At 61.3% G+C, this 24362-nt stretch carries 22 protein-coding genes; 8 read left to right on the top strand and 14 right to left on the bottom strand.

The window, feature by feature from the left end; translation table 11 throughout:
- Positions 1-821 precede the first annotated feature (821 nt).
- The 7 genes from FHX06_RS19250 (at position 822) to FHX06_RS19220 (ending at position 8019) form a co-directional block, all read left to right on the top strand.
- Entirely contained in the window at positions 822-2168 is a 1347-nt protein-coding gene (locus FHX06_RS19250; RefSeq protein WP_112542470.1) for an extracellular solute-binding protein, read from the top strand.
- A 71-nt stretch (positions 2169-2239) separates the two neighbouring features.
- Positions 2240-3541 carry a carbohydrate ABC transporter permease gene (locus tag FHX06_RS19245; protein ID WP_113212305.1) on the top strand — a complete coding sequence of 434 codons (1302 nt, stop codon included), beginning with the start codon at positions 2240-2242 and terminating at the stop codon, positions 3539-3541.
- A gap of 3 nt (positions 3542-3544) precedes the next feature.
- Positions 3545-4387, top strand: coding sequence for a carbohydrate ABC transporter permease (locus FHX06_RS19240; RefSeq protein WP_112542468.1), 843 nt, complete (start codon positions 3545-3547; stop codon positions 4385-4387).
- Positions 4387-5436, top strand: a complete 1050-nt coding sequence (locus FHX06_RS19235) for an ABC transporter ATP-binding protein (RefSeq protein WP_112972373.1) — start codon at positions 4387-4389, stop codon at positions 5434-5436. The genes FHX06_RS19240 and FHX06_RS19235 overlap by 1 nt, the downstream gene beginning before the upstream one ends.
- A gap of 3 nt (positions 5437-5439) precedes the next feature.
- Positions 5440-6213, top strand: a complete 774-nt coding sequence (locus FHX06_RS19230; protein ID WP_113212306.1) for a glycerophosphodiester phosphodiesterase — start codon at positions 5440-5442, stop codon at positions 6211-6213.
- On the top strand, positions 6197-7204 hold the full coding sequence (locus tag FHX06_RS19225) for a LacI family DNA-binding transcriptional regulator (protein ID WP_113212307.1): 1008 nt from the start codon (positions 6197-6199) through the stop codon (positions 7202-7204). The genes FHX06_RS19230 and FHX06_RS19225 overlap by 17 nt, the downstream gene beginning before the upstream one ends.
- Entirely contained in the window at positions 7204-8019 is an 816-nt protein-coding gene (locus FHX06_RS19220) for an inositol monophosphatase family protein (protein ID WP_113116436.1), read from the top strand. Before FHX06_RS19225 ends, FHX06_RS19220 begins: the two co-directional genes overlap by 1 nt.
- On the opposite strand, the gene FHX06_RS19215 is transcribed toward FHX06_RS19220, so the two are convergent.
- Positions 8016-8870, bottom strand: coding sequence for a glycerophosphodiester phosphodiesterase (locus tag FHX06_RS19215; RefSeq protein ID WP_113212308.1), 855 nt, complete (start codon positions 8868-8870; stop codon positions 8016-8018). The genes FHX06_RS19220 and FHX06_RS19215 overlap by 4 nt on opposite strands.
- Before the next feature lie 258 nt (positions 8871-9128).
- On the opposite strand from FHX06_RS19215, the gene FHX06_RS19210 reads away from it, so the two are divergent.
- A complete protein-coding gene (locus FHX06_RS19210; RefSeq protein WP_162738729.1) occupies positions 9129-9296 on the top strand; it encodes a hypothetical protein in 168 nt (55 codons plus the stop codon).
- A gap of 7 nt (positions 9297-9303) precedes the next feature.
- Here the strand turns inward: FHX06_RS19210 and FHX06_RS19205 are convergent, their stop codons facing one another.
- The 13 genes from FHX06_RS19205 to FHX06_RS19145 form a co-directional block, all read right to left on the bottom strand.
- On the bottom strand, positions 9304-10398 hold the full coding sequence (locus FHX06_RS19205; RefSeq protein ID WP_183880480.1) for a pyridoxal-phosphate-dependent aminotransferase family protein: 1095 nt from the start codon (positions 10396-10398) through the stop codon (positions 9304-9306).
- An 11-nt stretch (positions 10399-10409) separates the two neighbouring features.
- Positions 10410-11189 (bottom strand): ABC transporter ATP-binding protein, encoded by a 780-nt coding sequence (locus FHX06_RS19200; RefSeq protein WP_183880478.1) that lies wholly within the window; start codon positions 11187-11189, stop codon positions 10410-10412.
- Entirely contained in the window at positions 11186-11968 is a 783-nt protein-coding gene (locus tag FHX06_RS19195) for an ABC transporter ATP-binding protein (protein WP_183880476.1), read from the bottom strand. Before FHX06_RS19195 ends, FHX06_RS19200 begins: the two co-directional genes overlap by 4 nt.
- Positions 11965-12795 carry an ABC transporter permease gene (locus tag FHX06_RS19190; RefSeq protein WP_183880474.1) on the bottom strand — a complete coding sequence of 277 codons (831 nt, stop codon included), beginning with the start codon at positions 12793-12795 and terminating at the stop codon, positions 11965-11967. Before FHX06_RS19190 ends, FHX06_RS19195 begins: the two co-directional genes overlap by 4 nt.
- The gene (locus FHX06_RS19185) at positions 12792-13781 is read right to left on the bottom strand and encodes an ABC transporter permease (protein ID WP_113212312.1); all 990 of its coding nucleotides are present in this window, start codon (positions 13779-13781) and stop codon (positions 12792-12794) included. The genes FHX06_RS19190 and FHX06_RS19185 overlap by 4 nt, the downstream gene beginning before the upstream one ends.
- Positions 13782-13821: 40 nt before the next feature.
- Positions 13822-15432, bottom strand: coding sequence for an ABC transporter substrate-binding protein (locus FHX06_RS19180; protein ID WP_113212313.1), 1611 nt, complete (start codon positions 15430-15432; stop codon positions 13822-13824).
- A 123-nt stretch (positions 15433-15555) separates the two neighbouring features.
- The gene (locus FHX06_RS19175) at positions 15556-16956 is read right to left on the bottom strand and encodes an LLM class flavin-dependent oxidoreductase (RefSeq protein ID WP_113212314.1); all 1401 of its coding nucleotides are present in this window, start codon (positions 16954-16956) and stop codon (positions 15556-15558) included.
- Between the two features lie 33 nt (positions 16957-16989).
- A complete protein-coding gene (locus tag FHX06_RS19170) occupies positions 16990-17967 on the bottom strand; it encodes an ABC transporter permease (RefSeq protein ID WP_113212315.1) in 978 nt (325 codons plus the stop codon).
- Between the two features lies 1 nt (position 17968).
- Positions 17969-18988 carry an ABC transporter permease gene (locus tag FHX06_RS19165; protein WP_113212316.1) on the bottom strand — a complete coding sequence of 340 codons (1020 nt, stop codon included), beginning with the start codon at positions 18986-18988 and terminating at the stop codon, positions 17969-17971.
- Positions 18978-20528, bottom strand: a complete 1551-nt coding sequence (locus tag FHX06_RS19160; RefSeq protein WP_183880472.1) for a sugar ABC transporter ATP-binding protein — start codon at positions 20526-20528, stop codon at positions 18978-18980. Before FHX06_RS19160 ends, FHX06_RS19165 begins: the two co-directional genes overlap by 11 nt.
- A 60-nt stretch (positions 20529-20588) precedes the next feature.
- Positions 20589-21599, bottom strand: a complete 1011-nt coding sequence (locus FHX06_RS19155; protein ID WP_113212317.1) for a sugar ABC transporter substrate-binding protein — start codon at positions 21597-21599, stop codon at positions 20589-20591.
- Positions 21600-21713: 114 nt separating this feature from the next.
- Complete coding sequence (locus tag FHX06_RS19150; protein WP_113212318.1) at positions 21714-22772, bottom strand: ABC transporter permease; 1059 nt, start codon at positions 22770-22772, stop codon at positions 21714-21716.
- A complete protein-coding gene (locus tag FHX06_RS19145; protein WP_113212319.1) occupies positions 22769-24253 on the bottom strand; it encodes a sugar ABC transporter ATP-binding protein in 1485 nt (494 codons plus the stop codon). Before FHX06_RS19145 ends, FHX06_RS19150 begins: the two co-directional genes overlap by 4 nt.
- Positions 24254-24362: the final 109 nt, after the last annotated feature.

The following is a 24362-nucleotide window of genomic DNA, read 5'->3' as shown; positions in this document are numbered from 1 at the left end:
TCGCCATAACGTCCGGGATACCGGCAGGAATGCTACCATCCCTGCCGGACAGCCCCCGGCATATGCGTCGCGGGGCCCTCTAGTCATCGAACAGGGCAAGGTCATGGCGCAACCATGCAGGCAGACTGCTGGTGCTGTTTGCCATGCGCTGACGCCTCCATCGGGCTATGATGGTTGCGAGCAGAATTTCCCTGAAGCTGAATCGCGAGCAAAGCTCGCGCATGGATGCCGCCAGGCTGTCGCCGGCGTGTTGAGTGGTCATAATGATGATCTGCGGCCAGAAGTCTGAACCGCCCTCTTTCAAGCTGAGTATGCATAGCGCAATGCCGAGCGGACGTTGCCGTAATCGGACGCTGCGCGCGAAAAAGACGCCATCTCTGGATGGTGAAGCTTGAAAGTTTCGGACTTGGCCGAGTTTGGAGCTTCGAGGACCTATGCCAAAGAGGCGCGGGACGAAGAAATATCTGTCATTGCACGCCTCCATTGTTGATGAACTCCGACGCAATCATTAGCCGATCGGGGATGAGCAGGCAAGGGCACTCGTTCGGATGTGGGGCCTATCGCCAGCCTGGGACGGCGCTCCGCCGCCGTCTGATCGTGATTTCCACCGGCAACTGACTGGGTCTTTTCATCGGCAATTGACCGCGCCCAGAACATCGTCATAATAATTTTGCACACGTGCTCAATTTTGTCATTTGGTCGTTACGTTCGCCCCCTAGAGCGGGACATGCCACGTTTTCGTGGGGCGATTGGAACGGCCATCAACACCAGTGATGACCCGTCAAGAGGCCTCACACTGTTCTTCCAGGGAGATGAAGAAGATGACCATTTTGCCGACACTGAAATCCCTCACCATTGCGGCCGCAATCCTGGCCTCGACTTCCGCATTTGCACTTGCCAAGGACGTTCACATCAGCGTCTGGGCCGGCGGTACCGGTCCGAACGACGTTTACCGCCTCGATGCCATCGAGATCGCTGCTCAGCAGCTTCAGCGCGAAGCTGCGCTGAAGGGCGAAGATCTGAAGATCATCGTCGAAAAGACCCCTTATTCGGGTTGGGACGACTTCAAGCAGGCGCTGACGCTTGCTGCCGAAGCCAAGAAGGCTCCGAACATCGTCGTCAGCGGCCATGAAGACATCGCTCCCTGGTCGCAGGCCGGCCTCATCGTTCCGATCGAGGACTATGTCGATCTCGACTCCTGGCCGCTCAACGACATCTATGAAAACCTGATGCAGATCGCCTCCTACAATGGCTCGGTCTACGGCATCCCGCAGGATGCTGAATCCCGCCCGATGCTGTTCTGGAAGCCGCATATGAAGGCGATCGGCTACAGCGATGCTGACCTCGACGCGCTGCCGCAGAACGTCCAGGACGGCAAGTACACGATGAAGAACCTGCTCGAAGACGCCAAGAAGATGCAGGACAAGGGCCTCGTACAGCCCGGTTACGGCTTCTATCCGCGCACCAGCAACGGTCCTGACTACTGGCAGTTCTACACCTCCTTCGGCGGCGTCATGGAAGAGAACGGCAAGCTCGTTTTCGACAAGGCTGCGATGAAGCGCACGTACCAGTTCTTTGCTGATGCCGTTGCTTCCGGCGTCACCAAGAAGAACCACATCGGCATGCCGGGCGACCAGTGGTGGAAGGAAGTCTCCAGCGGCAAGGCCGGCATCTGGGACGCCGGCACCTGGCACTATGCCCGCATGGTCAACCAGGAAGGCCTGAAAGACTTCTTCGGCAACATCGCCTTCACGCTGATTCCGGCTGGCGAAGGCGGCAAGGCCAACACGCTGACGCACCCTCTCGTTTACCTGCTGACATCGGGTCATAGCGACGAGGACACGCAGATCGCAGCCCAGCTGATCACGATCGCTTCGGAGCCGCGCACCAATGCGCTGCACGCTATCAAATCGGCGCATCTCGGTGTCTCCAAGTCCGAATCGGCCGTTGATTTCTACGCCGCCAATCGCTGGGCCCGCGAGGCGACGGAGCGACTGCTGCCCCACGCCAACGCGATGCCGAACAATTCCGATTTCGGCACCTACTGGAACATCATGTGGAAGAACCTTGAAGCATCCTGGACCGGCGCCAAGACTGTCGACGCCGCCGTCAACGATGCCGAGAGCGAGCTGAAGAGCACGCTCGGCGACAAGATCGTCATCCGCTAAGATCGACGCACTCTGCCGGAAGGCGGTGGTTAAACACCGCCTTCCGGAGCGTCGTCCATGAGGGGACTTCCATGAAATCGTCCAGAACGCTTGGGCTGGTGATGATCACACCTGCAGCGATCATGATCCTTCTGTTCTTCCTGCTGCCGGTCGTTCTGACGGCCGTCTTCTCGATGACGAACATGACGACGGCGACCGGCATTTCCGGTGGCGTCTATCAAGTCGCGCCGAATTCGCTGATCACGCTCAAATCGACCATGCCCGATATTGCCGATCAGCTCGGCGAGCCGCGCTACACGATCGACGAGGCAGGCCTTAAGGCCCTCGAAGGCCTCAATCTCTCCGCCGGCATCGTCTCGGAGCTGCGTGAAAAGCATATGAACGAGGTCTTTCCTTCGCGCCGCGAGATCGAGCGCATGATCAAGGACCTGAACGAGCGCCCCTCGACGCGCGAGGTCAAGCAGATCTCCGACCAGTTCAACCGCTCGGTCGTCAACGCGCGTTTCGACAGCAAGGATCAGCTCTTTTCCGCCCTCGATGCGCTCGGCTTCAAGCTGACGCCGGAGCAGAAGGAGGCTGTCGCCAAGGCCACCTATACCGGCTGGATCTGGACGTCAGACAATTTCTCACGCATGGCCTCATCGCCGGATATGGCCCGCGTTCTTCTCAACACCGTGCTCTATGTCGCGCTGGTGCTGACGATCTTCAACGTTGGTTATGCACTGCTGCTTGCCATCTGGACGCATTATATGCCAGCGGCACCGGCTTCCTTCTTCCGTGGCGTATGGCTGTTGCCGCGTATCACGCCTGTCGTCATCTATGTCATGCTTTGGAAGTGGCTTGCCTGGGACACGGGCTTCATTTCCACGCTGATGGGCAATTTCGGCTACCCACCCAAGAATTACCTGCTCGACAACGCCTATAACGCCTGGATCTTCGTTGTCATGATCAACGGCTTCATCGGCGCCTCCATGGGCATGCTGGTTTTCTCCTCTGCGATGAAGGCCATTCCGAAGAGCCAGTTCTATGCGAGCGAGGTCGACGGCGCGTCGCGCTGGCAGCAGATCCGCTACATCATCCTGCCGCAGATGCGCTGGCCGATCCTCTTCGTCACCTGCTACCAGACCCTCTCGCTGCTTGCCTCCTTCAACGAAATCCTGCTTTCGACGAACGGCGGACCCGGCAGGGCGACTGAGATCTGGGCGCTCGCCGCCTATCATACGGCGCTCAGCAACTACGCCGGCAACCTGGAATACGGTCTCGGTGCTGCCATGGCCCTCGTGCTTGTGGTCATCGGCGTGACATTGTCGCTGATCTATCTGCGCATCTTCAACTACGGCACGCTTGTCTCCAAGCCGCTGATCGAGGACTAACCCATGGCCGAAAAAGCGCAACCTTCCGCGAATTTCAGCAGTTGGCCGGTTATTGCCGTGCTCGCCGTCGTCAGCCTGCCGCTGCTTTTGATGTACGCCTATTTCTTCATCGACACGGTAACGGTGAAAGAGGCCGGTTCGCTCATACCCTCCAGCTTCACCATCGAGCACTGGCGCTTCCTGTGGCAGACGACCGAAGGCAAACCGAACATCTGGATCGTCACGCTCAATACGCTGCTTTTCGCCAGTTCCACGACCAGCGTGGTCGTCATCGTCTCGTCGATGGCAGGCTATGTGCTCTCGCGGCTCAATGTACCTGCACGCGGCTTCTTCCTTGCCGGTGTCATGGTGCTGCACGCCTTCCCGTCGGTGACGCTCATCATTGCCATCTTCATCGTGCTGCAGATGATCGGCCTTTATAATTCCCTGATCGGCGTCATCTTGGTCAAGGCCGCGATCGACCTGCCGCTTGGCATCTGGCTGATGAAGGGCTTTTACGACACCGTTCCCTGGGAAATCGAGATGGCTGGTGTCGTCGACGGCGCTTCGCGCTTCCGTGTCTGGCGCAGCCTCGTTCTGCCGCAGGTCGGCCCGGGTATCATGGCGCTCGGCCTCTTCTCGTTCCTGTCGGGCTGGGGCGAATTCATCCTGCCGCAGGTCCTCGCCCCGGGCAATCAGGTGCAGGTGCTCTCGGTCTATCTCGCCGGCTTCCTCGGTGACGATAACAATTATGATTTCAACATGTTCAAGGCGGTCGGCGTCTTCTACGTCATCCCGGTTCTGATCGCCTACGCACTCTTCCACAAATATCTCATGAACATCTACGGCGGCGGGAGCAAAGGCTGATGCGTATCCTCCTCGACAATTTTTCGAAGAGCTTCGGCTCCACCAAGGTCATCGAGAACATGACGCTCCAAGTGGGCAGCGGCGAAATGCTGGCGCTGCTCGGACCCTCGGGCTGCGGCAAGTCGACGACGCTTTTTGCCATCTGCGGCATCCATCGCCCGACTGGCGGCCGTATTCTCTTCGGCGATCGTGACGTCACCAACCTGCCGAGTCAGATGCGCAATGTTGGCGTCGTCTTCCAGTCCTATGCGCTCTATCCGCATATGACGGTTGCCGAGAACATCGGCTTTCCCTTGAAGGTCAAGGGTGTCAACGGATCTGAGATCCGCAAGGAGGTCGAGCGCATTTCCGGCCTCGTGCAGATCGGCAATCTGATGGAGCGCCGGCCGGCACAGCTTTCCGGCGGCCAGCAGCAGCGTGTGGCGCTCGCCCGTGCGCTCATCCGCAAGCCGGATGTCCTGCTGCTCGACGAACCTCTTGCCAATCTCGACGCAAAGCTTCGCCTCGAAATGCGCTCGGAAATCCGCCGCATCCAGCGCGAGACTGGTATCACCGCCGTTCTTGTGACCCATGATCAGGTGGAAGCGATGAGCATGTGCGACCGCATCGCGATCATGAAGGAAGGCGAGATCGTGCAGATCGCCACACCCTCCGAAATGTATCACGACCCGCGCACCTCCTTTGTCGCCGGCTTCCTCGGCAATCCGCCGATCACCTTCCTGCGCGGCGTCATGAAGGACGGCGCTTTCGCTATGCCGGAGAGCGAAATCCGTGTGCCGGTATCGGTCAAGGCTGCGGAGGGCACCAAGCTGACGCTCGGCGTGCGCCCCGAACATTTCAGCCCGGCCGGCGATGTCGCCGTTCCAGGTAAGGTCACTTTCGCCGAAACGCAGGGTCGCGAGAACCTCTACGACGTCCGGCTTGCCGGCGGTTCGCTGCTACGTTCCATTCAGCCTGTGCGCAATGACATCACTGTCGGCGATGAGGTGAAATGGGCAATCGATAGCCGAGGCGTTTTCGTTTTCGACGAGGAAGGCCGGAGGCTTTGAGCGATGCGTGATTTCTCGTCTTTCTTCGAGCGCTATGGCTGGCCGTCAAACAAGGGAAGCCTGCCATTCTGTATCGGCCATCGCGGTGCCAGCGGCCATGAGCGGGAAAATACACTGGAAGCCTTCCAGCGTGCCGCCGAACTCGGCGCGGAAATGTGGGAGCTCGATACCCAGCTCACCAAGGATGGCGTGGTCGTGGTCTCCCACGACGATCACCTCGAACGTGTCTTCGGCATCGACAGGCGCATTTCGGAGATGACGGCTGCCGAGCTTGCCACCCTCGAAGGTGTCAACGTTCCGACTTTCGAGGCGGTCGCGGCCCTCGGTCGGCGGACCAATACCGGCCTTTACATCGAGCTCAAGGCGCCGGGCACGGGACCTTTGTGCTGGAAGCATCTCAAGGAAAAGAACCAGCGCTTCGCCTGTCTCGGTTCCTTCGACGCCGCACAGGTGCGCGAACTCCGCGAAGCCGGCTGCGACTATCCTCTCTCTGTCCTGATCCGCGTCGGCCATGACCCGCATGCGGCTGGCGACGAGGCAGGCGCAGATATTCTGCACCTCTGCTGGGAAAGGGCCGGCGAACGGCCGCAGGACCTGGTTACCGATGAGCTGACGCAGAGAGCCTTCGGCGAAGGCCGCGAGATCGTGCTCTGGCACGAGGAGCGGCCGGCCATCCTGGCGGACATCATGAAGCTTCCGGTGCTCGGCATCTGTACGGATCTGCCCGATCTGATGCGCCCGGCCGCCAGGGACGAGAAGCATGGCCGACAGGGATAACAAGGGACCGAGAAAGGTCACGTCCTTTGATGTGGCGCGTGTGGCAGGCGTCTCACGCGCTGCCGTTTCGCGCGCCTTCACGCCGGACGCAAGCGTTTCGCCGAAGACTCGCGAGAAGGTCTATCAGGCGGCCAAGGAACTCGGCTATCGGGTAAATTATCTTGCCCGCAGCCTTACCAACAAGCGCTCCGATCTCGTTGGTCTCGTTGCCGCAGGCCTCGACAATCCGTTCCGCACGATGCAGATCGAGCATCTGGCGCGTGTATTGATCGCCCGCAATTTCCGCCCGATCCTGTTGCCGACGTCGAAGGAAGCAGACACCTCAACGGTCATCGGCCAGCTTCTGCATTATGCAGTCTCAGGCGTTATCGTCACGTCGGATGCGCCGCCGACGGAGATTTGCGAGCAATGTGCCGCCGAAGGTGTGCCGATCGTCCTTATCAACAAGGGCGACGATATCCCGTTCGTCGACCGCATCATCTCCGATGACCGGATGGCTGGCCACCTTGCCGCGACGCATTTGCTGGAAAGCGGCGTCAGGGCGCCGGCGGTCATGGCCGCACCCGCTATCTCCTATACGGCGCGACGGCGCAGTGAAGCCTTCATGACCACCTGTCGGCAGGCTGGCCTCGAGCCGCGTATGATCGAATTGAAAATCAACGATTATCGGAGTGGCTATGACGCAGCCGCCGACCTTCTGTCGCTCGGTATCGACGGCCTGTTCTGCGCCAACGACTATATGGCCTGCGGTGTGATCGACAGCGTCATGAAGGGGCTTGGTCGTGAGGACCAGCCGCCATTCCGCGTCGTCGGCCACGATGACATTCCGCAGGCCGGCTGGTCGGCCTATGACCTTACGACCATCCGCCAGCCGTGCGATTTGCAGGCCGAACAGACCGTCGATCTGCTGATGAGCAGGATGGCCGAACCGGATATGACCGCCCGCGTCGAATTTACCCCCGTGACGCTGATAAAAAGAAGGACTGCTTGATGAAATCCGCATTCGATACCTCCGCTCTGACCGCGCGGGCGGAGGTCGCAATCGACGTGGCTCGCAAGGTTGGACGCGAGGCTGCGCGCTTCAGGCGTGAAGGAAACCCCGGCGCGTTGCATGTCGAAAACAAGGGCTTGCAGGATTTCGTTACCGTCGCAGACAGACAGGCAGAACAGGCTATCCGCGAAGGGCTGCTGGCGCGCTTTCCCGATGACACATTCATGGGCGAGGAAACCGGCGGCAAATCCGGCTCTGCCGGCACCTGGGTCGTCGATCCCATCGACGGCACGACCAACTATATCCGTGGTTTCCGCCATTGGGGTGTTTCAATCGCCTTCGTTGTTGGTGGCAAGGTAGAGATCGGCGTGGTCTACGACGCGGCCAACGATCAGGTTTTCTCCGCGATCCGCGGCCGCGGCGCCCTCAAGGAAGGCCAGCCGATCCACGCCGCTCCGACGACCGATCCCGCCAATGCGATCGTTGTGCTCGGCCATTCGCGCAAGACGAGCTTCGATGACTATGCGGCGCTTTCCAAGCGGCTCTACGAACGTGGAATGGATTATCGCCGGATGGGTGCGGCTGCAGTCGATCTCGTACGCGTGGCGGAAGGTGTTTCCGACCTCTTCTACGAACGGCATCTGAATGCCTGGGACATGCTGGCCGGCGCGCTGATCGCCGCGGAGGCTGGTGCGAAGGTCGCCATTCCGCCTGTCGCCATGCTGCTGGAGGACGGCGGTCCTGTTATCGCCCATTCACCTGGACTGGCAGAAGAGTTCGCCTTCCTCCTCGAGTTCGAAGGTCTGGCTCTCTAGACCGCCATGCGCTTCAACCACGCCCGTTCGGTTGCCGGGGCTTCGTCTGTGGTGATCTGATCCGGCTTCAAGGCGACGAGGGCCGAGAAGTTCGTCCATTCCGTATCGCTGAAGCCGCCGTCGGGATCCTTCAGCGTGAAGGTCCATGCGTCGACCCGCTTGGCTTCGTCGTGGCAGAGCGCGATCATATCGAGGCCAGCCTGTGCCGCATCGAGCAGCATCGGCCAGTAAAGGTAGATTGTTTCTGGCTCCGTTGGCCCACGCAGATCGGCGAGCAATTCTTTTTCGACCGCTTTCCAGCCTTCGGCCTTGTAGATATTGCCGAGCTTGTCGGTGGGATCGATCCCGCGGCGCAGATGCGGCAGCTTCTCCTTGACGGCCAGCATCAGCTCCAGACTTCCGGCACTGACGATAACGGAGGCGGAAATCTGCTGCAGGTGTTCAGCAAGATGGGCGATGCCCTTTTCGCCGATCACCTCGTAATCGTCCTTCATGTCGAACTGCAGCAATGCGTCCGGATGGGCCGATTGCAACATGGCTGCCAGATCCTCGCTGGTGAGGATCGGACGATTGCCGTCCTTCATACGCAGGTCGCGTAGATCGGTAAGGCTCTTTTGGGCAATGATGCCGTGCCCCGAAGTCTCGCCTTCCAGCTCCCTGTCATGCAGCACGACGAAACCGCCATCGGCGCGCACTCTCAGATCAAGCTCCATCGAGGCGCCGGCCTTGAAGCCGTCTGCCATCACTTCTGCCGAAAACAACGGGTCTGCCATGCGCCGGCGCAGCCGGTGCCATTTCAGCAGGGTCACATGGTTCTCGAACACTATATGAAGCCCGCGTGCGTCCGCCATTCCATCATCCTCGGCCTGTTCGTTTCTGCCTCTTCGTGCATCGGAAAGGTCCGATTCTCAAGGGCCTGCGGCAGATTAAGCCCGATCTCCCGGCAACCGCTTCTCTTGCACCGAACATGGTCTTTTTCGTGAGTCGGTCTTCCGATGGTGTCCGCATGCAGCGTAACAGCGCAAATTAGAATACTAATTTTGTAGACAATATTTTCTGCGCCGGCGATCCGTGCGAGAATCCAGGCTCGGTTTTCCAGGAGGTGACGTATGTTTGCAGCATTCAAAACTTTCCTAGCGAAGCTTCTCCGGGGCCGTGACCACATGGCGCTCGAAACCCCTGGCCGCGCTGCGGGAGGGGATGCCGAAAGCCGTCTGCGCAGCCTGCGGGAGGAAGAACTGTTCTTCTGGCAGCCAACGCCGAACTCCTGGTACTGAGGAGCAATCAGCCGCCATAGCTCTTCGTGACAGCTTCCGAAGCGGCGCCGATATTCGCCGGGATGCCGGCCTGCCGAAGTGCAGCGCCATAAGCCACGACATTTGCAAGCACAGTCGGAAAGCTTGCCCGCACGCCTGTGTGGTTGATACGCATGAGGTGAGACAAGCCCGCGCCGACACCGGGCGTCAGTTCGACGCCTAATCCTGCGGCAAAGGCGATCACAGAGGCAGATCCAAGTCCTGACGGCAGCGAGACCGTCGTCACGAGGCTCGATCCCTGTCCGGCCGGCACCCAAAGGCTCGTGCCCAGCGCTGTCAGGCCGGCTCGGCTCGCCGAAGCGGCTTTCTCATGGCGGGCAATGATCTGCGCCAGCCCTTCGGCCTCGACCTGGTCGAGGCAGGCTTCCAGCGCAAAGAATTCCAACGGTGCCGGCGTTCCTGGCAGCACGCCACGGCCGGCATCCACCCAGGCCTTCAGGTCGGCCAGCGACAGGATGGAATCCCGCGGTGCGCCGTCATGAAGCATCAGTTCCCAGGCATGCCGGCTGACCGACAGCGCGGAAACGCCTACCGGCCCGCCCAGTGCTTTCTGTGGACCGATCACGGCGATATCGATACCCAACGCATCGACATCGAGCGAGTGACCGCCGACGGAGGCAACCGCATCGACTATCGTTACAATGCTTCGCGCCTTTGCGAGAGCGATGATCTCCGGCAATGGATTGAGGATGCCGCTTGCCGATTCTGCGTGGACAAGCGCCATTACGCTGACATTGGGGTTGATATCGAGCGCGACTGTGATCGCGTCGAGCTCGATCGGCAGGCCGGGGCGAGCGACGATATCGACGACGTGAGTGCCGCCCCGTCGCAGCCATTGTCCAAACCAGTTGCCATAAGGGCTGGTGACGATGTTGAGTACAGAGAGGCCAGGTCTGGCAAGGCTGGTTGCAACAGCTTCGAGCGCGACCACGGCCTCGGCCTGCACCAGCAGGACGTCGTTGTTCGTCTTCAGGATCCCGCCGATGCGGCGAGTGAGGGCGGCGTAGCGTTCAGCCGGATAGACCGGCGCACCATAGAGCGGGTTCCAGGCGACTTCGGTCATGGTCAGCTCCATCAAACGGGTTCGGTTACAAGGCGTGGCACCGCCGCGACGAGCCGGCGCGCCGAATCGGATCGCGGCGCATTGACGACATCTGCCGCCAGCCCTTCCTCGACGATCCGGCCGGAATCCATGACCGCGATGCGATGCGAGATCGCGCGCACGACCGCAAGGTCATGGGATATGAAGAGATAGGCAAGGCCATGCTCGCGTTGCAGTTCGACCAGCAATTCGAGAATGTGGCCACGGACCGTCACGTCGAGCGCGGAAACGGCTTCATCCAGCACCAACAGTGAAGGCCGCGTCGCGATAGCGCGGGCAATAGCAACGCGCTGTCGTTGACCGCCCGACAGCGTGCGAACCGGGCGGGAAGCGAGGGTTGCAGGCAGGCCGACGCGTTCCAGCAGGGCGGTGATTTCCGCCGGCCGTTGCTTCCTGTCCGCAATGGCGTGGATCCGCAGCGGATCGTCGAGAACGGAGGCGACGGACGACAATGGGTTGAAGGCTGCGAGTGGATCCTGAAACACCATTTGCATGCGCGCCCGCCTGCGTCGCAGCTCGGCTCCGTGTAGCGCAAGCCAGTCCTGTCCCTCGAAGCTGATGGAGCCGGAATCAGGTTCCAGCAGGCGCAGAAGGACGCGCGACAGGGTTGATTTTCCACTGCCGGATGCTCCAACCAGCCCCAGGGTTTCGCCGGCTGCGATTGTCAGCGAAACAGTGTCGAGGGCCGCAACCTGCCGACCGGAACTGGAGTAGGCCTTGGAAAGTGCAGTTACGGTCAGAAGCCCGGTCACGACACTACCTCGGCAATCAGTGGCGGCGTGGAGAGATCGCGATGACTGGCGATCAGGGCAGCCGTATAGCTATCAGCTGGCGATGACAGCACCGACCGGGCGGGGCCGGCCTCCAGCAACGCTCCACCGCGGAAGACGGCGACGCGATCAACGAAGCCGGAAGCGAGCGCGATATCATGTGTGATGAAGAGAAGCGTCATGCCCTCCTCGCGCACCAGGCTGTCGAGAAGTCCGACGATCTCGGCCTGCACCACGACATCGAGCGCACTGGTCGCCTCATCGGCGATGAGCAGGGCGGGTCTGGCTGCAATCGCTGCCGCAATCGCCACGCGCTGCCGCTGGCCACCCGAGAGCTGGTGCGGGAACGCGCGCATGATGTTTGTCGGCTGTGGTAGGCTTACGCGCTCCAGCAGTTCCTCGGCACGTGCATAGGCTTGCCGCCAGCCGAGGCCGAGGTGTCGTCGGGCACCCTCCGCAACCTGCTCGCCGATCGTCAGCACTGGATTGAGACTGGTGCCGGGGTCCTGAAAAACAAAACCGAAATCATGGCCGGGAAGCGGAGCATGGCCGAGCGCCGGCCAGATTATGTTGCCTTCGATCCTTGCCTGTACCGGCAGAAGGCCGGCGAGCGCCCGCGCAAACGTACTTTTGCCGGACCCGCTTTCGCCAATGATTGCCAGCCTCTCGCCCTCGATGAGATCGAGGTCGATGGAAATCAGCGCTGCCTCCCGTTCATAATGGACCGAAAGCCCTTTCACGCAGCAGAAGAGAGCGGTCATCGCGGCTCTCCGCCACTGTCGAGCGCCTTGGTCAGGCCCTCGCTGAAAAGGTGAACGCCAAGCACCGTGATCGCCAACGCCAGACCGGGCAGCACAGAAAGATAGGCGGCCGAGCGCAGCACGCTGCGGCCTTCGGCGATCATCGAGCCCCAGGTGGCAAGGTTGGGATTGCCGAGACCGAGGAAGGAAAGTGCCGCTTCCGTGAGGATTGCGCCGGCAACGATTGTGGCCGACAGCGCCAGCACCGGCGGCAGGGCATTCGGCAGGATTTCCTTGAAGGCGATCTCGGCCGGATGCATGCCGATCACGCGTGCAGCAGCCACATAATCCCGTTCGCGGATGGACAGGACCTGCGCTCGAGCCAGCCGCGCAGGGTCGGCCCAGGCTCCGAGCGCAATGGCAAAGACGACGACAGGCGTTGAAACCCCGATGACGCTGACGAAGGCAAGCGCCAGCAGGAAGCCCGGAACGATCTGGAAAGCATCGACAATACGCATGAGCGCCTCGTCGATGACACCGCCGGCAAAACCCGCGGCCATGCCCACAAGGAGCCCGAGCACCATGGCGGAAAAAGCTGCTGCAATGCCGACGGCCAATGAAGTCCGCGCACCGTAGAGCAGGCCTGCCAGGACGTCGCGCCCCAGTCTGTCGGTTCCGAGCGGCAGGCTCATGTCGGCGAATGGTGTGAGCATCGCCCGCCCGGCAATCCGCAGCGGATCTCCTGGCGACAGGACCGGAGCCAGCAAGCCGGCGACGAGAAGGGCTGCCAGGATGGCAAGCCCGATTGTACCTTCAGAGGTTCGAATGAGACGGCGCAGCAGGGTCATGCCCGGCCCTCCGACGCGCCGATACGCGGATCGAGGGCGGCGTAGGCCAGATCGACGACAAAATTGACACAAATGACCAGGACGGCGCTCGTGACGATGATGCCCATCAGCAGCGGCGCATCCCGGCCGTTGACCGCCTCCTGCGCCAGCCTGCCGAAGCCCGGAATGGCAAAGACACTTTCGATGACGACACTGCCGCCTAGCATGGCAGCGGACTGCAGTCCGAGCATGGTGACGAGCGGCAGCAGCGCATTGCGCGCGACATGACGAAGCACGATGCGGCTGCGCGACAGGCCCTTGGCCCGGGCGAAGAGCACGAAATCGAGCTTCCAGGCTTCCGCCATGCCAGAGCGCATGACGCGCAGAAACAATGCGAGATAGATGAAGGCGAGCGCGCCGACCGGCAGGACAAGATGCTCCGCTATATCCAGCACCTGCGAGAGTCCTGATTTGCCGGAGGCGATGGTCTCGATGCCGGCAATCGGCAGCCAGCGCAACTTGACCGAAAAGAGGATGCTGAGCACCAGCCCCAGCCAGAAGCTCGGTATGGCATAGATGATCAGCGAGCCGATCGAGAGGAGACGATCGCGCAGGCTGCCCGGCTTTGCGCCGGCGACGATGCCGAGCGCCGAACCGAGGCCGAAGGAAAGCACCGTAGCACTTCCCATCAGGAGCAGCGTGTTCGGTAGCCGCTCGGCGATCAGATCCCGTACTGGTCGGTTGAAAGCCACCGACCAGCCAAGATCGAGGCGAACGAGCGACGACAGATAGAGCCAGAGGCGGGAAAAGACCGATTGGTCCAGGCCGTAGCTTTCCCGCAGCGATTTGATGAGTGCGGCATCGCCGCCGCCGATCGAGCCGAGATAGGCATCGACGGCGTCACCGGAGGCGGATTCCAGCAGGAAGAATGTGAAGATCACGACGATCAGCAGCACCGGGATGCTGCTGATGATCCTGCGTCTCAGGAGGAGAAGTGCACGTTTCACGCCGGATGAGGCCTCTGCCGCAATTGCGCCTTCGACCCTATCACGACTGCAGCGCGGTATCGCCCCAGTTCGAAACTGCCCATCGCGGATTGTCCGAAACGTTCAGCACCGTATCGCGGGCAACCGTGATGAACCCCCATTCGGCGACATTGATCAAAGGCAGTTCGGCCACCACAAGCTGCTGGAACTTGTAATAGAGGTCGGTGCGCGCGGCGGTGTCCACGGTCACTGCTGCTTGCGCGATGATCTTGTCGAGCTCGGCGCTGACATAGCCGCCCTGGTTTGAGAAGGGCACGCCATCAGGCGTTCCGGACTGGACGAGAATGGTAGTCGAGATGGCCGGATCGCCACGGAAGACCGGCGGACCGACGGCGATATCGAAGTCGTGGTCGGTATAGACAGCCTTCTGATGTGCGGCGGCATCGGCATTGACGATGACCGCATCGATGCCGACGGCTGCGAGCGCCTGGCGCAGATAATCGCCGAACTGGCGCGTCTCGTTGAAATAGGGTGCCGGCCGCAGCTTGAGCTGGAATCGATTGCCGTCGGAGCCCTTGGTATAGCCGCCCTGGTCCAGCAGCTCGTTTGCCGCCTTCACGTCGAAATTATAGTTGGCGACATCGGCCGTGTAGAACTCTTTCGAATTCTTCGGAACAGGGCCGGTGGATTCCGTCGCATAGCCGAGGAAGATCGTATCGACGACGAATTTCTTGTCGATCGCGTGGGCAATCGCCTGACGCACCCGAAGATCGGAGAGCTCCTTGCGGCGATGATTGATCTCGACGACGAGCTGATAGGTGAGCGCCTCATAGCCCTTGGAGATCACCTTGATGCCGTCAACTTTGGAGATACGGTCGAGATCGGCAAGCGGCACGGCTGAGAAGGCGGCGAGATGGATTTCCTCGGCCTCCAGTGCGGCGCCGGCCGATTCACGATCAGGCAGCACGCGGTAGACAATTTCGTTGAGCTTCGGCTCGCCCTTCTGCCAGTAATTCTCGTTACGCGTCAGCCGGTAATATTCGCCGGGCTTGTATTCGGCGAACTTGAACGGGCCGGTGCCGACAAGCGTATTGTTGGCCGGGTTCTTGGCGATATCGGTACCTTCAAAAATATGCTTGGGAACGACGCTGGTGACGGCTGGAAGCGCATTGCGGATGAGCTGGAAGGGCGTCGGCTTCGCGAAACGGAAGATCGCCGTGTGATCGTCGGGTGTATCGACTGCTTGCAGATTGGCGAAGACCAGGCGACCGAGGTTCTGGAGCGGTTTCCAGACGTTGAGCGCCGAGAAGGCGACGTCGGCCGAGGTGAATGGCTTGCCGTCATGCCAGGTGGCGTTGTCGCGCAGCTTGAAGGTGACGGAGAGCCCGTCGGCTGAGCCTTCCCAGGACGTGGCGAGACGCGGCGCAAGACCGTCCGAGCCTTCGTAGGAAGCCTCCGCGAGCGGCTCGATCACCTTGCTAGCGATAAAGAAGACCCCGTTCGAGGCGACGATTGCCGGGTTGAGGTTCTTCGGCTCGGAATCGGCTGCAACGATCAGGCGCCCGCCGGCCGGCACGTCCTGCGCCAGCGCAATACGCGACAACGCTGTCGTTCCGAGAAGCAACGCCGTGCCCTTCAGCAGGCCGCGCCGAGAGATATCTGCAATAGTCATGCCCGCTCCTGATATCCAAGAAATTCAATGATCTATATTCGAGTTGAAACGTTAATTGTGACAGGAATTAAATTCGAACAGGATGGCCAGGCGAGATATTTTTTGTCACCCAGCCATTATTTTTCAGCGGTTGCCAACAACGAGCCGCGGCGCGTCAATGCCGAGGTTGCGATAGGACGCTCCCGGATGCGGCGCAACCAGCCGCGGTCCCGCGCCACCAAGCTTTTCGCGCAGCGTACCCTGCCGGTATTCGGTCTTGTAGATGCCGCGCTTCTGCAGTTCAGGCACCAACAGGTTGACGGTGTCTTCGAAGCTCTCGGGCGTCACCGCATAGGCGAGGTTGAAACCATCGACGTCGGTTTCCTCGACCCATTCCTGCATCAGATCGGCGACTGTCGACGGTGAGCCGACGAAGACTGGGCCGAAGCCGCCGATGCCCACCCAATCGGCCATTTCGCGTACGGTCCATTCCTTATCCGGATCAATGGTCGTGAAGGTTTCGACAGCCGATTGGACGGCATTCGTATAGCGATGGCGCAGAATCTCATCCGGACCGAACTGGCCGAAATCGATACCTGTCCAGCCTGATATCAGCGTCAGCGCACCCTCGAAGGAGGCGTATTGGCGATATTCGTTGAACTTGCGCTGTGCCTCGGCATCGGTCTCGCCGAGGACGACGGTCTGCAGGTTGAAGGCGAGGATTTCGCGCGGATTGCGTCCGAGCCGCTCGGCCGCCTGGCGGACATTGGCGACGTAGCGCTTCAAAACCGGCTTGGAGGGCGCCGCAACAAAGATGCATTCGGCATGCGCGCCGGCAAAATCCTTGCCGCGGCTCGAGGCGCCGGCCTGGTAGAGCACCGGCGTGCGCTGTGGCGAGGGCTCGCTCAGGTGAATGCCGGGAACGTTGAAATATTTGCCCGAATGATTGATCGGATGGACCTTTTCCGGATGGGTGAAAATGCCGGTTTCGCGGTCGCGCACGACGGCATCGTCCTCCCAGCTTCCCTCCCAGAGCTTGTAGCAGACCTCGAGATATTCGTCGGCGAGGTCGTAGCGGTCGTCATGGTTGGTCTGCGCGGCCTGGCCGATATTGAGCGCACCGCTGTTCAGATAGGAGGTGACGATATTCCAGCCGACGCGACCCTTGGTCAGATGATCGAGCGTGGAGATGCGCCGGGCAAAAGTATAAGGGTGTTCGAAAGAGAGCGAAGCTGTCAGGCCAAAGCCGAGATGTTCGGTCTCATACGCCATGGTCGGGATGAGCTGCAGCGGATCGTTGACCGGCACCTGCGCCGAATGGCGAAGCGCTGCATCGACATTGCCGTTCAAGACGTCATAGACGCCGAGCACGTCGGCGATGAAGAGACCGTCGAACTTGCCGCGCTCCAGCGTCTTTGCCAGATGCACCCAATAATCGAGATCCTTGTAGGTCCAGGATTTGTCGCGCGGATGTCGCCAGAGCCCCGGCGACTGGTGTCCGACGCAATTCATGTCGAAGGCGTTGAGCCTGATTTCACGGGTCATGTCATTCTTCCTGCGTTGTCGGCGAGGTGCGCTTCAGGCGCCGACGGTTTTTCTGTTGATGAAGCTGAGGGCGAGCACGGCAAAGATGAGCGTGCCGGTGCCGACCTGCTGCCAGTAGAAGTTCAGGCCGGTCAGCAGCAGGCCGTTGGCGACGATGCTGAGGAGCAGGACGCCGAGAACGGTGCCAAGCACATTGGGCCGGCCGAGCGGCGATAGCGTCGTGCCGATGAAGGTGGCGCCGATGGCGTTCAGCAGGAACGCATTGCCGGAGGAGGGGATGTAGACGGTTACCGTCGCCGTCAGGATGAGACCGGCAACGGCGGCAATCAGCCCAGCGAGAATGAAGGTGGCGGCAACAGGCGCGCCGAGACCGATGCCGGAATAGCGCACGACGCTCGGCTGGATGCCGATCGAGACGACTACGCGCCCGAAACGGGTCCGAGCGAAGACTGCGGCTGCGCCCGCGATGACGATGGCAGCGATCACCAATGGCACCGGAACGTTGGCAATCGTGCCATGGCCGAGAAAGCGAAAGGCTTCCGGCACTCCCGAGGGCGGAAGATAAACCGGGTTGCCGCCATTGGTCAGCAATTGCTGGACGCTGCGGCCGATAAAGAGGGTGCCGAGTGTCGCGAGAAACGGTGCGACGCCGATCACGGATACGAGGACAGCGTTGAACGCGCCGACCAGCGCGCCGGCTGCAAGCCCGGCGATGAGCGCGAGCGGCACCGGCTGGCCCGCCAGAACGAAGGAGACGAAGGCAAAGCTTGCAAAATCGACGGCCGTGCCGACCGAGAGATCGATGCCGCCTGCGGAGACCGCGAAGGTCATGGCGATCGAGACGATGGCAAGCAGCGTGAAATTGTTGACGAGAATGCTCTGCAGGTTACCGGGTGTCAGGAAGGTGGGCGCGAGGACGGAGAAGACAGAGAAAACCACGATCAGCGCTATGATCAGGCCAAAGCGTGCGAGGCCGGCGAGCGAGCGTCCGGCTGAAGTTGAGGCGGACATATCAGATCTCCCGCTTGCGCAACAATGTCGTGGCCGACACGACGATCAGGATGAGAAGCCCCTGCACGCCGCTGACGAGCGTGCTCGGCAGGTTCAGGAGCTGGAAGCCGTTGGTGAGGAAGCCGATGAACAGCGCCGATATCAGCGTTCCCGGAATGGTCGGCACCAGCCGCCGCGAAAAGACCGAGCCGAGCAGTGCAATGACGACGACAGGCAGCAGCGCCTCGCCCGAACCGGTCGTGCTGCCGCTGAGATAGGAGACCGAGAGAATGCCGGCAAAACCGCCGCAGAGCCCGCTGGCGATGAACGCGCCGGCAAGCAGCCGCTTGAGCGGCAGGCCGGCGGCGCGTGCCGCGTCCGGAAACTCGCCGACGGCATAAAGCCTGAGCCCGATCGGCGTATATTGCACGATCGCCGCGGCAATTGCAGTGAAGCCGAGCAGCACGTAGGCGAGAATGGGGATGCCGAAACTATCGGAGGCCGAAACAGCCGTCAGAAAATCGGTCGACGCAGGCACGACGGTGTTCTGCGTCAGGACAAGTTCGAGGCCGGCGACAACATTCATCACTGCGAGCGTTGCTAGCAGCGGGACGATTCCCGCGAGTACGATGGCGACAGCGTTGACCGCGCCGATCGCAACACCGGTCAGCAAAGCCGCCGCCGCCGCTGTTGCGTCACCATAGCCAAGCTGGATCAGGGTCGCATAGACTGCAGCGCTCAGGCCCATATTGGCCGCCAACGACAGGTCGATGCCGCCGGTGACCACATTCGAGCCTCCGGCGATCAGCACGACTGTCAGTCCGATCGCCAATATACCGGAAATGGCGGACTGGCCGAGAACATTGCCGATATTGCCGACAGACAGAAAATAAGGCGCCGTCAAAGAGAACACGACAAGGATGGCCGCGAAGGCAAGCAGCGAGCCGAAGCGGAGCACCGCGACCGCCGCTGCGCCCCTGGCTTGCGACACGGGGTCCGTGGACGCGGTGGGAAGAGGCCCGAAATGAACGTCAGCCGACATGGCGCAATCCTTCCGAAGCGCCGGTCGAGATCGACAGGACTTCATCCGTTGTGGTTTTCGAGGAATCGAGCTCGCGGATCAGCCGGCCGCGGAAAAATACCAGGATCCTGTCCGTAATTCCGACGAGCTCCGGCAGGTCGGAGGAGAGAACGATAACGCCGGCCCCACGTGCGGCCAGTTCGCCGATCAGCGTATAGATTTCGACCTTTGAGCCGATATCGACACCGACGGTCGGTTCATCCAGCAGGTAGATTTCCGACTGGCGGCTCAGCCATTTGGCGATCGCCACCTTCTGCTGATTGCCGCCCGAGAGTGTGCGGACCAACGCATCGCGCCCGGCCGTTTTGATCTGCAGCCGCTCGATCAGGTCCTCCGTGTCGGAGCGCTCACGCTTGCGATTGAGGAAACCGAAACGGCTGTAACGGGCGAGGCTCGGAAGGGTGATATTTTCGGTCACACTGAGATCGAGGCCGACGCCATGTCCGCGTCGGTCCTCGGGAACAAGCGCAAGCCGGCGGTCGACCGCTTTTGCGGGGTCGCCGGGCCATGCTGTTCGTCCCTCGATTTCAATCTCGCCGCTTGCGGCCTGTTCCAGACCGAAAAGCGTGCGGATCAGGTCCTTTGCGCCGGAGCCGAGGAGGCCGGTGATGCCGAGCACCTCGCCGCGGCGCAGGCTGAAACTGACGTCGTCAAATCGGTTGGGTGCCGAAAGCCCCCGGATATTCAGGATCGCTTCGCCGAGTTCGACCCGGCGCTTGGGGAACATTTCGGCGATGTCGCGCTCGATCATCAGACCGGCGATCGCCTTGGCCGAGGTCTCGCTTGTCGGCAGCGAGGCCACATCCCGGCCGTTGCGCAGTACGGTGACGTGATCGCAGAGTTCTTCGATCTCGTTGAGATAATGCGAGATGTAGATAATCGTGACACCTTCGTCGCGCAGCCGGCGGATCAGGCGGAAGAGGATTTCAGCCTCGCGCCGTACCAATGCAGCGGTCGGCTCATCGAAGACGAGAACTTTCGGCTGATGGAGCAATGCCCGCGTGATCTGGACGATCTGCTTTTCGGCGGTCGAGAGCTCGCCGATAAGGGCGTTCTTCGGCAGAGTGATCCCAAAATAATTGGCAAGGATCTCGCCGGCGCGTTTCTGCATTGCCCGGCGATCAAGGAAGGGTGTTCCCGCACGCCGCGTCTCGCGGCCGAGAAACAGTGCCTCGCCGACCGTGAATGTCGGAACCAGCAGCCTGTCCTGATGGATGAAATGAATGCCGAGCTCTTCGTTCAGATGCGGTGTCAGCCGATCATAGGCTTTGCCTTCGATTTCGATCGTACCTTCGTCCGCGACATGCAGCCCGGCAAGCAGCTTGATCAGCGTCGACTTGCCGGCTCCGTTCTGGCCGACGAGGCCGTGGACGGTGCCGCGACGTATGGCGAGTGATGCGCTGGCCAGTGCCTGGGCGCCGCCGAAGCGCTTGACGATATGATCGAAGCGAATGATGACATTATCGTCGGCTGTCGCTTGCGTCGGGACGGGTACAGTCATGATGCCGCTTTCCAGGGACATGCGGACCCTGCGGCATCAGCCGCAAGGCCCGCCTTGATATCAGCCGATACCGAGCTTCTTGATGATCTCGGAGACGTTTTCCTTGTTGGCCAGCAGCGCCGGTACGTAGGTCTCGCGCGGCAGCGTCTGGCCGGCGAGCAGCCTGGCAACGTTGCGGACTGCGACACGGCCGATCTCCGCCGGCTGCTGGGCAGCATCGGCGCCAGCCGGCGAATTCTTGTCGGCAACGAGCTGGAGAACCTCCGGGCTGCCGTCGACGCCATAGGTGCGGATTTCGTTGCGGCCGGCGGCGGCGATCGCCTGCGTTGCGCCGAGCTGCGGAATATCCCAGGCCGACCAGACGGCCTTGATCGAGCCCTTGTCCGGATATTTGTTGAGGATCGCAGTGATCTGCGTGAAGGCGTCCTGGACCGTATTCGGGATGACGTCGCGCAATTCCGGCTGCAGGATCTTCACCTTCGGGAAATACTTGACGACGTTGACGAGCTGGTCGTAGCGGATGGCGCAGGGCGTGACACCGTAGAAGCCGTTGAAGACGACGATATTGCCTTCTCCGCCGATATCGGAAACGAGCTGCAGGGCGAGGTCCTTGCCGATGCCCCAATTGTCCGACGTCGTGTTGTTGATTGAATTGGTCGAGCCGACATCGACGGTCAGTACCGGAATGCCAGCGTCACGGGCCTTCTTCAGCCAGGGATCGATCACGCTGAGCGTACCGAGGATCTGTACCAGCGCATCCGGCTTCTGGGCGACGAGTGTCTGCAACTGGGCGATCAACTTGCCGTCGTTGCGGCCGGCATCGACTGCGATCGGTTCGCCGCCGAGCCGCTTCACCTCTTCGATCTGGGCATTATAGACCTGCAGATCGAAATAGTGGTCCGTGCCGGTAGCGCTGATGGCGATGCGCTTGCCTTTCAGGGAAAGCCCTTCGTCGTCGGCCCTTGCAGCCGGTGCGGTCAGCATGCTGGCGCCTGCAAAGGTGGCACTTGCGACGGCAGCAAGTTTCAAGATTTCACGGCGTCCGAAGCCGCCTCCAAGTCCTACATTCATGACGATACCCTCTCAATTTGATAGACTATAAATTATATAGATTTAAGGCGTATAAGAGGTACGTTATTCCAAAAGCATGCGGTCACAGGAAATTTTCTGAAGCTAAAGCTGGCTTCAGCGATCGCTGTTGCGACCGAGCCCATAGGTCAGGGCAAGGGCTCCGACGAGCACGGCGCCCTTGACGAAATCCTGCGTGTAGTAGGGAGCGTTCAGCATCGTCAGGCCGTTGAGCAGCACGCCGACAAAGACGGCACCGACGACGGTGCCAAGCACGTTGGGTCGGCGCAGGTTGAGGACGGCAAAGCCGATGAGGGCGGCAGCGACCGAGTCCATTAGCAGCGATCCGCCGGAGGAGACATCGCCGCGGCCCACACGGGCCGCGATCACGATACCGCCAAGGGATGCCAGGGTCCCAGAGATGACATAGGCGAGCGTCTTCAACCGTGTGGTGGAGGCGCCGGCAAGCCGTGTCGCCACCTCGTTGCCGCCGGTGGCAAAGAGCAGCCGGCCAATGCGAGTGCGCTCGGTCAACACGAACAGGACGACTGCAACGATGGCCATCAGCACCACGGAGACGGGCAGCGTGGCAAAGAGGCTGTAGCGGCCGATCAGCAGGAAAGCCGGATCATAGGCGCCGGTCGCCTTGGAACCGTCTGGCAGGACAAGGCCTGCCGAGATCGACCGGCCGGCCGTCGGAATAAGCTGCAGGCCCGAGAGCAGGAACATCATGGCAAGGGTGGCCAGAAGGTCGGGGACGCGAAGCCGCACGATAAGCAAGGAGTTGACGAACCCAACCGCCGCGCCGAAGGCAAGGACGAGCGGCACTGTGGCGAAAACATCGAGATGCCAGACGATCATCGCATAGCTCGCGGCCATGACGCTGGAGGCGGCGACCGCTCCGATCGAGAGATCAAAACCGCCGACGGCCAGCGTCACCGTCACCCCGGCACCGAGGATCGCAACGACAGATACGGCCTGGAGGATGCTCATCAGGTTGCCGATATTGACGAAGGCCGGTTGCGCGATCGTGAAGCCGATCATCATCAGTCCGAGCAGGATGAACACCGCGCCGGCGCGCAGAAAGTTGCCGAGCGCTGGGACGCGGTCACCCTGGCCGTGGTTCTGTGCGGTGGAGCCTGCCTTTGGCAAGGCCTCCTCATCGATGGTTGTCATGCGGAAAGTTCCTGTCGGGATGAAGAAGAGGCATCGTCGATAAGATCGCGCAGCAAGGTGTGGTGCTCGATTGTCAGGATGCGGTCGGCGACCTCGTAGGCCTCTTCGGGATCGGATGTCGCGATCAGCGTCGCGCGGTCGGTGCGCGCCCGGATTGCCTGGATGATGTCGTGGCGAGCGCCGACATCGACGCCCTGGAACGGCTCGTCGAGCAGCAGCAGCCGGCTTGGCTCCGCCTCCCAGCGGGCGATGACAGTCTTCTGCTGATTGCCGCCCGACAGTGACCAGATCGAAGCGAGCGGACCGGCGGCCTTGATGCCGAGCCGGGAAATGGCCTGTTCCGCCTCGCGCCGCTCGCGGCCGCCGAAAAGCAGGCCGCTCGGATACCATTTGGCAAGATGCGGAAGGCTGATGGTGGCTGCGAGCGAATTGCCGGGCCACGCCGCCGGCATCAGCGAGGAGCGATGGCGATCCTCGGCTGCCATAGCGACGCCTGCAGCAATCGCCTCGGCCGGCGATTTCGGCCGATAGGGCTTGCCATCGAGTTGCATCGCGCCGTCAGCCATGTCTCGAATGCCGAAGATCGACGACAACAGGCGGCTTTTGCCGGCCCCCAGCACGCCTGTGATGGCAACGACCTCGCCTTCATGCAGGGTCAGGTCGAAGGGCTTGCTTGACGGCAGAAGGCGAATGCCATGCATTTCGAAAATGGCTGAGCCCGTGGCCGGGCGGGCGTCTGGCCGCGCTGCTTCAAGCCTGCGACCGATCATCGTTTCGATGGCGCTGGAAAAGTCGATCGGTCGGTTGAAGCTGCCGACGATGCGGCCGCCACGCATGACGAGCGCCCGGTCTGCGATGGCCTCGAGATCGGCGGTCCGATGGGAGATGTAGAGGGTGGAAAGGCCTTGCGCTCGCAAGGTGAGCAGGATGTCGAACAGGCGCCGGCTTTCTTCCGCCGAAAGGCTTGCGGTTGGCTCGTCGAGGATCAGCAGCTCGGCCTTGTCGGCAAGCGCGCGGGCGATCGCAACGAGCTGACGGTCGGCGGCGGTCAGATCGCCGAAATCCCGGTCGAGCGGCAGCGAGAAGCCGGCCGCGTCGAGCATGGCAAGCGCTTCACGGCGCACGCTTGCCCGGGAAAGAAAAAAGGGTGTGCTGCCCTCCGCAAAGCGATGCAGCAGCAGGGCGTCGGCAACGGTCAGTCCTGCCGCTCCGACAAGATCTGTCGACTGGTGCACGGTGACGACGCCGGCCTTTGCCGCCTCGGATGGTGTTTTGGGTGAGAAGGGCCGGCCATTCAGACTGATCGTGCCGCCGTCAGCCGCAAGCACGCCCGAAACGATTTTCACCAGCGTCGATTTGCCGGCGCCATTGGCGCCCATCAGCGCGACGATTTCGCCCCGCTCGATAGAGAAATGGGCGCCGGAAAGCGCGCGGGTGGACCCGAAACTGCGGGTGATATTGTCAACGTGAAGGAGCGGCATCGGGCATATCCGGGTCTGCTTTCGAGCCGCAATATTGGCCCGACGAATGCCTGAACTGCGAGGCAAGCCTTTGCCGCGGTCACGCAGCGACGGGAACAAAGATTCTCCT

Origin of the sequence: Rhizobium sp. BK512 (assembly GCF_014194915.1) — a bacterium.
Classification (GTDB): Bacteria; Pseudomonadota; Alphaproteobacteria; order Rhizobiales; family Rhizobiaceae; genus Rhizobium.
This window is presented reverse-complemented; position numbering and strand designations above follow the sequence as displayed.

What these genes read in the sequence shown, in the direction of transcription:
- FHX06_RS19250 (WP_112542470.1), top strand. Translation starts at nt 822, where the DNA reads ATGACCATTTTGCCGACACTGAAATCCCTCACCATTGCGGCCGCAATC.
- FHX06_RS19245 (WP_113212305.1), top strand. Translation starts at nt 2,240, where the DNA reads ATGAAATCGTCCAGAACGCTTGGGCTGGTGATGATCACACCTGCAGCG.
- FHX06_RS19240 (WP_112542468.1), top strand. Translation starts at nt 3,545, where the DNA reads ATGGCCGAAAAAGCGCAACCTTCCGCGAATTTCAGCAGTTGGCCGGTT.
- FHX06_RS19235 (WP_112972373.1), top strand. Translation starts at nt 4,387, where the DNA reads ATGCGTATCCTCCTCGACAATTTTTCGAAGAGCTTCGGCTCCACCAAG.
- FHX06_RS19230 (WP_113212306.1), top strand. Translation starts at nt 5,440, where the DNA reads ATGCGTGATTTCTCGTCTTTCTTCGAGCGCTATGGCTGGCCGTCAAAC.
- FHX06_RS19225 (WP_113212307.1), top strand. Translation starts at nt 6,197, where the DNA reads ATGGCCGACAGGGATAACAAGGGACCGAGAAAGGTCACGTCCTTTGAT.
- FHX06_RS19220 (WP_113116436.1), top strand. Translation starts at nt 7,204, where the DNA reads ATGAAATCCGCATTCGATACCTCCGCTCTGACCGCGCGGGCGGAGGTC.
- FHX06_RS19215 (WP_113212308.1), bottom strand. Translation starts at nt 8,870, where the DNA reads ATGGCGGACGCACGCGGGCTTCATATAGTGTTCGAGAACCATGTGACC.
- FHX06_RS19210 (WP_162738729.1), top strand. Translation starts at nt 9,129, where the DNA reads ATGTTTGCAGCATTCAAAACTTTCCTAGCGAAGCTTCTCCGGGGCCGT.
- FHX06_RS19205 (WP_183880480.1), bottom strand. Translation starts at nt 10,398, where the DNA reads ATGACCGAAGTCGCCTGGAACCCGCTCTATGGTGCGCCGGTCTATCCG.
- FHX06_RS19195 (WP_183880476.1), bottom strand. Translation starts at nt 11,968, where the DNA reads ATGACCGCTCTCTTCTGCTGCGTGAAAGGGCTTTCGGTCCATTATGAA.
- FHX06_RS19190 (WP_183880474.1), bottom strand. Translation starts at nt 12,795, where the DNA reads ATGACCCTGCTGCGCCGTCTCATTCGAACCTCTGAAGGTACAATCGGG.
- FHX06_RS19180 (WP_113212313.1), bottom strand. Translation starts at nt 15,432, where the DNA reads ATGACTATTGCAGATATCTCTCGGCGCGGCCTGCTGAAGGGCACGGCG.
- FHX06_RS19175 (WP_113212314.1), bottom strand. Translation starts at nt 16,956, where the DNA reads ATGACCCGTGAAATCAGGCTCAACGCCTTCGACATGAATTGCGTCGGA.
- FHX06_RS19170 (WP_113212315.1), bottom strand. Translation starts at nt 17,967, where the DNA reads ATGTCCGCCTCAACTTCAGCCGGACGCTCGCTCGCCGGCCTCGCACGC.
- FHX06_RS19165 (WP_113212316.1), bottom strand. Translation starts at nt 18,988, where the DNA reads ATGTCGGCTGACGTTCATTTCGGGCCTCTTCCCACCGCGTCCACGGAC.
- FHX06_RS19160 (WP_183880472.1), bottom strand. Translation starts at nt 20,528, where the DNA reads ATGACTGTACCCGTCCCGACGCAAGCGACAGCCGACGATAATGTCATC.
- FHX06_RS19155 (WP_113212317.1), bottom strand. Translation starts at nt 21,599, where the DNA reads ATGAATGTAGGACTTGGAGGCGGCTTCGGACGCCGTGAAATCTTGAAA.
- FHX06_RS19150 (WP_113212318.1), bottom strand. Translation starts at nt 22,772, where the DNA reads ATGACAACCATCGATGAGGAGGCCTTGCCAAAGGCAGGCTCCACCGCA.
- FHX06_RS19145 (WP_113212319.1), bottom strand. Translation starts at nt 24,253, where the DNA reads ATGCCGCTCCTTCACGTTGACAATATCACCCGCAGTTTCGGGTCCACC.